Below are 9,735 nucleotides of genomic sequence, written 5' to 3'. Positions count from 1 at the left end.
AGCACACAGGCCTCTGGTGATGGTTGATCTTGGTCGACAACCCTTCTACCAGGGGCCTTCTACGTGTGGGTCAGCAGTGGCGATTCCGTAACACGCCTGTGGCCAGCGGCGTCACGATGGAATGGGCTCAATGAGTAGTTCTGGCAGGCTTGGCGCACCTACGATTGAACCCGTGGCCACCTCCGATGTGATCGCGATCGTTGCTGCCATCATCGCGGTAGCTTCCTTGTTATATGCTCGTCGATCCGCAATCGCTGCGGTGCATTCGGCCAAGGCTGCTGCCGACTCTGCCCATGCAGCTGCTCGAAGCGCGGACGCCGATGAGCTTGCGGCCGTTCAGCAGGCGCGAACCGAAGCCGACTCCGGACGTGTAAGGGTCTACGTCAGCTTGGAGCGCTCCCAGGGGGGGAGGCTCACCTACCTCGGAAAGGAGATCTGCGACCAGTACATATTCGAGTTCGCCAATCAGGCGGATTTCGAGGGGAACTGGCTCGAAGCTCCTGTCAGAGGCATCCTCGTTAACGAGGACACGCGCACCATCGTCATGGACGATTCATGGTCATGTGTAGGCGGATCTACTCCGCTATGGCCTGATCCTCTTCCCGAGCCCATAAGCGATCATCGTGGAGTTCGAGTACCGCCTGGCGGGGCCGTCATTCTCGAAACGACTATCGGTGCGTGGACCGAACGTTGGCGAGAGCTGTGGGCCGAGAACAATTTGGATGAGCTTTGGTCCCGCGGCCCTGCGGCCTCCCTGCGCGTGTGGGCTGCTCAAGAAGGCGATGGAGTGGACTACGCGGCGGAGGACCGCCACAGTCCGCCTAGTGGATGGGAAATCCGGATAGGTGTATATGACTGGGCGTTGGAGCCGAGGCCCAAGGATGACCCAGACGCACTCACTTGGGGTGTGCGCGGCAAGCCATCATTCATCGTTACCCGCTCGCCCTATCGACCATCTCCTCAGAGCATCCACGAGCTCATGTGATCGGGGCGAGCGGGAGATTGGAAGCTTCTGACACCAGCCCGATCTGCGGCTGTGCAGTCGTTTGACCACCGCGCTGCTGAGTGACCAACTGCGTGACAACCGAGGCGTACAAGTGTGGACGTCTATGGACCTCACCAGACTGTTTACACAGCTCAGTCCGGCTAAGGAGCTTGATAAAGACCGCGATCAAGTGGCTTCGCATCGAACTGGTCGGGCCGCGACGATCGCTCACTTCGGTACCGGCACTGGCGGTTGGGGCGATCGCTGCCGCGAACCGACTTCGTCGGTCCGGCCATCGGTCTTTGCGTGATGCTGTCCGTAGTGACGGTCCTTATCGTGCAGCGCCGAGGAGAAGCAGCAGCCACCAACGGCGTGACTCCGCGTGGCGCCAGGGGCCAGCGCGATTCAAGCCGTTAGAGGCGTCATGGCCGAGTAAGCCCCCTCCGACGGAACCGTCAAGATAAAGCTCCTAGGCCCCCTCGCCCAGTTTTCCATGATCCGTATATCCTGGTCGGACGCATCAGGCAGATCTCGAAGCTTCTGAGAGTCGGCGATAAGGAACAGTGGCGGCTCTTCAAAGGTGCGGAGGTGTGGCTCGAATTCCGCTGCCAGTCTGTGCGCTGCGGCATGTAGGACGTCATCCTCAACCACCGCTCCTGGCTCAGCGTGCAGCGCCCATACTATAAGCGGCCGCAACCTGCGACCATACTCCTTCTCCGACAGATTCTGCATGTCGAGCGAGAACTTCAATGCGTCGAGGACGCGCTTCCGCACATTAAGACGCCAGTTTGACTCGGTAAGGAGCTTGACGTCTATTCCGAGATTTAGACGAGGTCCGATAGCCACCGCGTCCACACGTGCCGCCTTACCAAGCTTGACATTTTGGAAGGCTTCGCCATCTCGCCCCATCAGACGGGTGACGAGCTTCACAGCTGCATCTTCAGCGTCGACATAGTGTCGAGTTATGGATGCGCGTGCATTTCTAGCTATGTTTGCCGAGACATCACTCCGCGGTTGAGGAGGAGACGCCTGCCCATTCACGCTCGCGGCATGCTGATCAACGGATACTTCTTCAACGACCTCCTCGGCCTTTCTCTCTACCGACTCACTAGCCTCTTCAGGACTTTCCAACTTCGCTTTAACAATCTGAGCTACTTCTTCGTCGAGCTTCTCCTTCTCGGCGTCGAGCTTCTCCTTCTCAGCCTTGAGTTTGCCCAATTCGGCTTCTTCCCGAAGAACAAGGTGCTTCTGCCTCTGCCACCACTTGAAACCGCCCCAGGCGATCAGAAGTAGACCAGCAACTGCGAGGCCTCCAGAGATATACGGCCATGAGCTGAGCAGCCAACGGATCTGCTCCTGCTGCGCCGAGAATATTTGTTTACCGATGGGCGTCAGCTCTCTTAAGTTTTTCTCCGGCGTACCTGCCACCGTCTTCTCTTGAAGTAAGAAGATAGGAATAGCAAGCCCGGCAGCAATCAAGAGAGCCCCGACGCTGACGAGGAACTTGTTGAAGTCCGCGTACTCGAACTTGGGCAACACGCTGCGATGCTAGCGGATTCCAGCAGACTCGACAGGACAAGTGAGATTTTTGCAGATTGACCGAATCTACACGTCTGGGAGCCGGCAACAGCGACATCCAAGTCTCTCGTCCAGCGCGCAGGCGAGAACAGGAGCGCATCCCAACATGGCGCACGACCGACTATATGCTGACGTTCGCCTCATAGGCCTCAGACGAGGCCGGGCAGGGGCTGAGGCGCCGAAGGGCCGCACCTGGGCGCCGGTCGGCGCCCGTGGTGGTGACGGTATGCGGTAGGGGTTCTGGCCGGGTCAACATGGCCGGCGTCGTGGCCTACCGGGACGGCGAACGCCCGCGCTCTACACCCTGCACATCTACCGCGGCCGCAAGGGCGAGCCCAAGACGTTCTCTTGGATCGACTACCGGGACCTGATCGTGGCCACCCACCAGCGCCTGGGGGCGCGCCACTGGTCTGGTGCTGGGACAACCTGAACGTGCACCTGACCGGCCAGCTCACCGAGTTCGCCGCCGAGCACGCCGACTGGTTGCGCATCGTCCAATTACCCGCCTACGCACCCGAGCTAATCCCCGTCGAGGGCGTCCGGTCCCTACCGCGCCGGGCCCTGGCCAACTTCGCCGTCCCCGACCTGCCTGGACCCGTCCGGATCGTCAAACGCAAGCTGAAGAAGATCCAGTACCGGCCTCATCTGCTCACCGGTTGCCTGACCCAGACCGAGCTCACCCTCGATACCCGGCAAAGACATGACCGACCCTACGAATTCAACCTGTGTAACAGCGGCTCTGGACTGCCCTGGATCGATCGGGACGACGCGGCGGTCCGGCAGCAGATCAGGAGGCGGGCATGGAACGGCTGTGGACGCTCTCAACCTTCCTACGGATCAGAAGGCGGCACAGCGGCTGAAGCCGTGACGATCGCGGACTTCGGTGCCCGTCGTACGGGCTGGGGCGATCGCCGGCAAGGCCCTCCTCCGTCGGGTCTTGCCACCGGGTGACCTTGGCAGAGATGACAGCAGCACTGACAGCAACGTCCCCACATGCCGACGCATCTGCGCCACCGTCCACACGCGGCTGAGCACGGTCTCGATCGCCCGAGCAGGGTGATTGCTCCGCCTGAAAAGCGGAAGGTCGGCAGTTCGACCCTGCCCCTGACCACCAGCTTTGAACAGCAGAAACGTCCCGAGCGGATCATCGTTCGGGGCTTTTTGATGTCTGGTGACAGCAACATCCCCCGTCGCTTCATCGGGTGGTTAGCCCTTGCCGTAGCGAATGATCGTTCTAGTCTATCTGGTGGTCCGACTTGTAGATCTTGTGCAGGCGCTGAGCTCCTGAATGGCGCTCGGGGCCGGAGACAAGGCGGACGTCATGTCGGCGGGTTCGGGTACGGCGGGCCTCGTCACCTACGACGATGTCAGGGGCTTCTTCCCGATCACATCCAGCCGTGTCCAGGGCGTCGAGGACGTCTGGCAGGTTGAGTCGAGCGGGGACGGCTCGTTCCCAGCCGGACAGTGCGGTGGGGAAGGCAACCGTGTTACGCCACAGGGGCACTCCGATATCGTTCACAAGCCCATGGCAGATCGGGATTTCAAGGTCGTCCCAGAAGTAGAGACGGGGCCGCCATCGGCGAGGCTTGGAGTCGTGCAGGCGATCGGGGAACGGCCCGACCAGGGTTTCTACCTCCTGCCAGGGCATGCCGCAGAACCGGCCTGCCGTACATCGGATGACATGTCAGATGTGATCGCTAGGGTCTCCGCCATGAGCGACACCGACAACGCATGGCGTGAACTTCTTGGGCAGGCACCGCGGTTCCCGGCGATAGGCGCAAGCGAGGCCAACATCGCCGAGCAGGAGGAACGTCTCGGGATACGCCTCCCGCCGAGTTATCGCGCCTTCCTCCGCATCGCGAACGGGTGGGGGCAGGGCATCTTCCGGCCCGTCCACGAGATTGGGCGGGTGCGAGCCCTCGCCCCATGGCTGGCCGAACTGACGGACCCCAATCCCCTCTACCCGATCGACAGCGCATCGGATGAGGACTACTTCGTCTACGGCGATGACCAGGATTCCGTGTTCTACCGCCCCGAATACCTCCCCGATTCCATCCTGATCGGACAGTTCGACGACGGCGACTTCTTCCTCAACCCGCACGTCATCAGCCCGGCGGGAGAATGGGAAGCGTGCTTCGCGGCCGCGTGGCTGCCGGGAGTCGAGCGCTATCGCAGCTTCTTCGACCTCATGGCTAGTGACATGGACAGATTTAAGGACTTCCAACCCGATGCGAGCTGATCATCGCGGACTCCACCGCCTTGACGGCGGCCAGAATGCACGGCGTTGACGCGGTGATCGAGCGGGAGACGAGATGCTCGGGGCCGTAGCGTGAGTGGATCTCGGCGAGGCGCTCGGAGACGTCGCGGTGGGTATCGTCGGGGCCGGTGGTCATATCGCAGTACGTCAGCGCGTTGACCCGCTCCGGGCGTTCCTCGTCGAACTCGGCGGTGAAGGCGTCGAAGAGGTTGCGGTTAAGCGCCTCATTGACCGCGCAGGAGTGGTGCGTGACCAGGCGGCACAGGGTGTCATCGGCCTTAACCAATCGCGCAGGTAGTGCGCACCGTCGCATCGAGCAGACACTCGATGAAGCTGGTATCGCGATCAGCGCCATCGACGAACGGTCATTCCCGGGAGAGTAGCGCCGGCCTTCGACCACGATCCTCCGCATTCCCGCGCCTGCCCGAGAAGAAGGTGACGCCCGCGACCACGGCCTCTGGGCGGTCGCTTCTCCCCGGCGAGTCGTACGTCACCCGCACCGACCGGCGCCTGACGCTGACGCGTGATCAGCCTCGCTCCGTGGGAGGTACAGCAGTCGGCGGCGCCTTCAGGCTGACGTTACGGTGTCCGGATGGAGTTCGTAAGCGTTCATCGATCCGGGAGAGACGAGCCGTATCCGTGTCCTTGTTGCGGTTTCCTCACCCTTGCGACACGAGGCGGGTACGAGATCTGTCCGGTCTGCTTCTGGGAGGACGATGGACAGGACGACCACGATGCCAACGAAGTTCGCGGGGGACCGAACTACGAGCTGAGCCTTACGCAAGGACGGCGAAACTTCGCGGAGTTCGGCGCGAGTCGCAGACAGGACCTACCCCACGTCCGTCCTCCTCGCCCTGACGAGCATCCCACCGGGTGATCTTGCTAACACCGTTGCTAACGACAGGCCTGGACGACCATAGACAGGCGTGCAGCACCCGATGCCGAACACCCCTTCTGAATAGGTGCTCATGTCACCAATGGACGCCTGTGGACATCTCCAATTTTGCTACGGATCAGATGCTGAGTAGGCCATGACGCTCATGCTTGCTCGATGCCGTCACCAGCAGAAAGCCGACCGGATCTGCCCGTCTCGGTCGATCACCTGGACGTTGTCGGTGAGGTGTAGTTCGCCCTCGGGAACCGGCTCTCGGTAGCGCTCGAAGTCGATACCCACGGGCCCGCAGCGGGCAGCGGCCAGCGCGATGCCATCGCCGAGGGTGTCGCTGCGGGTGAACCATAGGCCGAGATCTGTCAGCGGAATCTCGCGGATCGACGCCTTCTCCCTTACCCGGTCGGCGATATGGATGCGCTCGTCATGGTGCAGGTAGCGGGATGGCCCAGCAGAAGGCGGTGCCTCCCACCGATGAGGAGGCACCGCCTTCCTGCCACCACCGGGTGAGCGGGATCGGGCGAGGACTCTTGGCGTTGTACGGCTACAGGCAGTTGACCGACTCGACCCGGGAGTTGTTGTACGAGCAGGAGTCGATGAGCTTTCCAGACGGGTTGTGGATGTACCCCGTGTCCGAGGCCTGGTTCCAGATGTAAGCGAGCGTCCCGCCGGATCGACCCCAGTAACGGATGGTCGAGGTGTTTGTACCCTTACCGGTCCGCACCGTGACCGTCTTCCCAGCGTCGAGGGTGAACGTACCGAACGTGTAGACGTGATCCGACGCAGACGTCTTATCGCGGAGGGTCCACCCCTTGAGGTTGATCGCCTTCCGGGTGGTGTTCTTGAGTTGCGCCCACTCGCCGTTCAGGCTGCTGTTCGCCCCGTTGTCCGGTGACCCGGGCGAGTTGTAGTAGATCTTCACGAACTGGACCGCAGGGAGCGCGGCGGCCTGCGCCGGCACAACGGGGACGAGCACCGCGGCCAAAGCAGCAGCGGACAGAGCCGGGGAGAGAGGGCGCACCGGTAGATCCTTCAGTATGTGAGAAATGGGGCAAATGTGAGACGGCTGGCCTGCGGTGCAGGTTGGCATGTGGGTTCAGTTTCCTTGGCACGCCAGGACGTGACGACGCCCCCACCGGATCGAGGAGTGAGGGCGTCGGCGTAGGTCCAGTACGGGTCTGCGCGATTCGCGAGGCCTCACACTCCACGTCGTCGAACGCCGACCTGGGACCTGCCGTGGGCTCGTAATGAAAGGATCCCGAGCACGTCGAACGGCTCCATCTTTGCGGAGTACTTGCGGAATGATCAAGAATGAGTTGATCATTCTGAATGTCGTACCAGCGGGTCATAGCCGCAGTCCAAGCTGAAGAACGATCGCACTCCTGATGCGGGGTGCTGAAGAGGAGCCTGCCGCGAGCTTCCGCTCCTCGGGCCTGACGGCCCTGCGGTGCGGGTCCTCTTGCCATCGGATGACGTGGCGGAGGTCGAGACCTTGCTAACGCGGTTGCTAACAACGGTCTCGGACGATCGCGGACGATGGTGGACGTGCGGACAGGTGTGGGTGGCTGTGACCAGGGCACGGAGGCAGTGGCGGATGACGCTGGACGACCATGAAGAATCTCGTAATGAAGGGGTCTCGGGTTCGAATCCCGAAGGCGGCTCCAGGTCAGAAGGCCCTCACGTGATCGTGGGGGCCTTCTGCGTGACTAAGTGCGTGACTACCGTTCCGGATCATGACTGAAGATGCGGTTCATGACCACCGCGCCGCCCTGGAGCACCGGGCGGATCTGCTTGCGGTAGATCAGCTCGGTCACGGCTGTGCTGCTGTGACCGACCAGCCGGGAGATCTCGTCGATCGGGATGCCGTTGTCGGAGAGCAGTGACACGAAGCTGTGCCGCAGTTCCCGGGGTGACCACTCGGACGGGTCGAGGCCCGCTCCTTTCACGATCAGTCGGAACGCCCGCCGGACGTTGGACGCGTCGAGTGGCGTGGCATCCACCCCTGTCGCTCCTCCCGCCCGCCACTGAACCCCCTCGCGGACGTCCTCGACCCAGCTGACCGGTCGCGGTCGACCATGCGGTGTCGTGTCAGCGGCCGCGTCAGGACGGCAACGGCCCGATATCAGAGCGGTCGGCGATCGTGGATGCCATGAACGGTTCAGCGATTGCGGCCTCGAGGCCGGGTGAGATCGCCTCGGGCGACCCGACCTGAGCAATCTCGATACCCCTGGCAGCAACAGGGCCGCAGTCCACCATCCGTCCGTTCCCTTGACTTTCGGATTCGAAGGAGCACGCCACCATGTCCGTCACCCTCACCGACCAGGACAAGCTCACCCTGCAGATCGCCGCGTGGGGCGCCGTCTCGCTGATGTCCGCCGCCGGCGCCGCCGGTTCTGCCCACAAGGTCGCCACCCACGGCTCCATCGCCCTGACCTCCGCGACCGGCCTGGTCGGGCACGTGATCACCAAGGCGCCCAAGGGCGTGAAGTACGGCAAGACCGTGGCCGAACTCGCCGACCAGGTGCTGCCGGCCCTGACGGCGGCCATGAGCCTGCTGAAGAAGCAGGATCCGGCAGAGGCCGACAACTTCCGCAGCACCCTCATCGTCGCCATCGAAGCAGGCGCCCAGACCCACCAGGGCGTGCCCAGCCCCACCATGGCCGAGATGGCCCGCAAGATCACCGGAGCCCTCGACGCCGCTTGACGGGATGCCGACCTGCGCGGCTGCGCTCCCGGATCTGGTCGGAGATCTGGGGGCAGACCCGCCCACCGGAGCCCTCGCGATTCCCGTCTCTCGTAATGAAGTGCTCCCGGCGCGGATACCGCTCCGGACCGCGGGACCGGTCGTTGTGCTCCTACCGCGTCGGCGTGAAGGACGAGACGATCAGCCAGATGCCGGCAACCGCGATCACAGCGGCGACGGCGAGTTCTTTCACCCGGCCGGGAAGCACGTCCTTCGACTGTCCGCGAATCAGGCTCCGCGCCAGACGGACGGTCCCGGCCCAGGAGATCCGCACCTCGGGGCTCCAAGCGGCCGACGCGACGAGGACAGCCGCGAGAAGCAGCGGCCACCGTACCGAATCGGCGAAAGATATCTCGAAGTCGCCGCTGTACTGGCTGGCGCACGTCGCGATGTCGAGCAGCGGAAAGAGGAGAAGGGCGGCCGCGGCCGCGGTGCCCGCCAGCCGTCCCCATCGGGTGGGCGCGGTGACTCTAGCGGCCGCCGCCAATGCGACGAGTACGACCGGCAAGCCGATCGTGTTGGCTTCACCGGACCACCAGGCGAGGCCGTCCCAGGGGTACTCCGGGGTCTTCAGATAGACGACGCCAGCCATGAACGTGTCGTATGTGACCGTCCATCGGTGGAACATCGCCGCCCATGCCGCCGCGCCGACGGCGCCTGCCCACAGGATGATCCCGTATGGTCTCCGAGGCAGGGGTGACCTGGCCGTCAGGAGCAGCGCCCCTGCGGCCACCGGATAGCAGACGATCAGAGGCCAGGGCAGCATGACCGCACGTTCCTGCCCGGTGCATGGGTCGGGACCCGGTAGGTAGAACGCCGTGACCAGCGCGAACGCGAGCACGGCGCTGACCGCGGCGACGGCGGCGAGCGCGGCCCGACGCGACCCGCGCAGGAGAAGGCCGACCACGACGACCGGCAGCAGGAGAACGCCCCAGAACAGCAACTCTCCCGGCACGTACTCCAGCGCGTAGGGGCCTTCACCCGAAGGGGGAGCGGAACCCATCCCGGAACAGAACCAGCCGACGCCCTGCCTACCGACCCGGAAGACCGTCAGGATCACCGGTCCGGCCGCGGCCAGAACCGCACCGAAGCGCAGCGCTGCCGCCACGGGGGATAACGCTTCTGCCGCGGGTTCCCGCATCACGGCACCCTCTCCCGGAAATGATCAATCCGGGGTCAGGGTAGCGAATGACCGTCGACTGAGCGGGGCCGCTTTCTGGCGACGGTGTCAGCCGATCGCCGGCATCGCTCGTACAGCTCCGCGGCCTCACGCGATCACATGG

11 protein-coding genes are annotated in these 9,735 nt (G+C 63.4%); 5 read left to right on the top strand and 6 right to left on the bottom strand.

Annotation, left to right across the window (positions count from 1 at the left end):
• Positions 1–172 precede the first annotated feature (172 nt).
• On the top strand, positions 173–985 hold the full coding sequence (locus ACFSKW_RS24935) for a hypothetical protein (protein ID WP_379574814.1): 813 nt from the start codon (positions 173–175) through the stop codon (positions 983–985).
• Positions 986–1,390: 405 nt separating this feature from the next.
• Here ACFSKW_RS24935 and ACFSKW_RS24930 read toward each other — a convergent pair whose 3' ends face one another.
• On the bottom strand, positions 1,391–2,524 hold the full coding sequence (locus tag ACFSKW_RS24930; protein ID WP_379574813.1) for a hypothetical protein: 1,134 nt from the start codon (positions 2,522–2,524) through the stop codon (positions 1,391–1,393).
• A gap of 387 nt (positions 2,525–2,911) precedes the next feature.
• On the opposite strand from ACFSKW_RS24930, the gene ACFSKW_RS24925 reads away from it, so the two are divergent.
• A complete protein-coding gene (locus ACFSKW_RS24925) occupies positions 2,912–3,514 on the top strand; it encodes a transposase (protein WP_379574812.1) in 603 nt (200 codons plus the stop codon).
• Between the two features lie 760 nt (positions 3,515–4,274).
• Positions 4,275–4,802 carry an SMI1/KNR4 family protein gene (locus ACFSKW_RS24920; RefSeq protein ID WP_379574811.1) on the top strand — a complete coding sequence of 176 codons (528 nt, stop codon included), beginning with the start codon at positions 4,275–4,277 and terminating at the stop codon, positions 4,800–4,802.
• Here ACFSKW_RS24920 and ACFSKW_RS24915 read toward each other — a convergent pair.
• Positions 4,774–5,175 carry a hypothetical protein gene (locus ACFSKW_RS24915; RefSeq protein ID WP_379574810.1) on the bottom strand — a complete coding sequence of 134 codons (402 nt, stop codon included), beginning with the start codon at positions 5,173–5,175 and terminating at the stop codon, positions 4,774–4,776. The two genes, ACFSKW_RS24920 and ACFSKW_RS24915, sit on opposite strands and share 29 nt — an antisense overlap.
• 237 nt (positions 5,176–5,412) lie before the next feature.
• Here ACFSKW_RS24915 and ACFSKW_RS24910 point away from each other — a divergent pair, with 237 nt between their 5' ends.
• The gene (locus tag ACFSKW_RS24910; protein ID WP_379574809.1) at positions 5,413–5,697 is read left to right on the top strand and encodes a CPCC family cysteine-rich protein; all 285 of its coding nucleotides are present in this window, start codon (positions 5,413–5,415) and stop codon (positions 5,695–5,697) included.
• 180 nt (positions 5,698–5,877) lie between these two features.
• Here ACFSKW_RS24910 and ACFSKW_RS24905 read toward each other — a convergent pair whose 3' ends face one another.
• The 3 genes from ACFSKW_RS24905 to ACFSKW_RS24895 all read right to left on the bottom strand — a co-directional run bounded on the left by ACFSKW_RS24905 (position 5,878) and on the right by ACFSKW_RS24895 (position 7,709).
• Positions 5,878–6,195, bottom strand: coding sequence for a hypothetical protein (locus ACFSKW_RS24905; protein WP_379574808.1), 318 nt, complete (start codon positions 6,193–6,195; stop codon positions 5,878–5,880).
• 58 nt (positions 6,196–6,253) lie between these two features.
• Positions 6,254–6,730 (bottom strand): lamin tail domain-containing protein, encoded by a 477-nt coding sequence (locus ACFSKW_RS24900; protein WP_379574807.1) that lies wholly within the window; start codon positions 6,728–6,730, stop codon positions 6,254–6,256.
• Positions 6,731–7,427: 697 nt separating this feature from the next.
• Positions 7,428–7,709: a tyrosine-type recombinase/integrase gene (locus tag ACFSKW_RS24895; RefSeq protein WP_379574806.1), complete on the bottom strand. Its 282-nt coding sequence runs from the start codon at positions 7,707–7,709 to the stop codon at positions 7,428–7,430.
• A gap of 299 nt (positions 7,710–8,008) precedes the next feature.
• Here ACFSKW_RS24895 and ACFSKW_RS24890 point away from each other — a divergent pair, with 299 nt between their 5' ends.
• Complete coding sequence (locus tag ACFSKW_RS24890; RefSeq protein WP_379574804.1) at positions 8,009–8,413, top strand: hypothetical protein; 405 nt, start codon at positions 8,009–8,011, stop codon at positions 8,411–8,413.
• A gap of 151 nt (positions 8,414–8,564) precedes the next feature.
• Here ACFSKW_RS24890 and ACFSKW_RS24885 read toward each other — a convergent pair whose 3' ends face one another.
• Positions 8,565–9,593 (bottom strand): hypothetical protein, encoded by a 1,029-nt coding sequence (locus ACFSKW_RS24885; protein WP_379574803.1) that lies wholly within the window; start codon positions 9,591–9,593, stop codon positions 8,565–8,567.
• Positions 9,594–9,735: the final 142 nt, after the last annotated feature.

It is taken from the genome of Nonomuraea mangrovi, assembly GCF_042681425.1.
GTDB lineage: Bacteria > Actinomycetota > Actinomycetes > Streptosporangiales > Streptosporangiaceae > Nonomuraea > Nonomuraea mangrovi.
The sequence above is the reverse complement of the archived record's forward strand: the minus strand, read 5'-3'. Positions and strand labels throughout refer to the sequence as shown.

What these genes read in the sequence shown, in the direction of transcription:
- ACFSKW_RS24920 (WP_379574811.1), top strand. Translation starts at nt 4,275, where the DNA reads ATGAGCGACACCGACAACGCATGGCGTGAACTTCTTGGGCAGGCACCG.
- ACFSKW_RS24915 (WP_379574810.1), bottom strand. Translation starts at nt 5,175, where the DNA reads ATGGCGCTGATCGCGATACCAGCTTCATCGAGTGTCTGCTCGATGCGA.
- ACFSKW_RS24910 (WP_379574809.1), top strand. Translation starts at nt 5,413, where the DNA reads ATGGAGTTCGTAAGCGTTCATCGATCCGGGAGAGACGAGCCGTATCCG.
- ACFSKW_RS24890 (WP_379574804.1), top strand. Translation starts at nt 8,009, where the DNA reads ATGTCCGTCACCCTCACCGACCAGGACAAGCTCACCCTGCAGATCGCC.
- ACFSKW_RS24885 (WP_379574803.1), bottom strand. Translation starts at nt 9,593, where the DNA reads ATGCGGGAACCCGCGGCAGAAGCGTTATCCCCCGTGGCGGCAGCGCTG.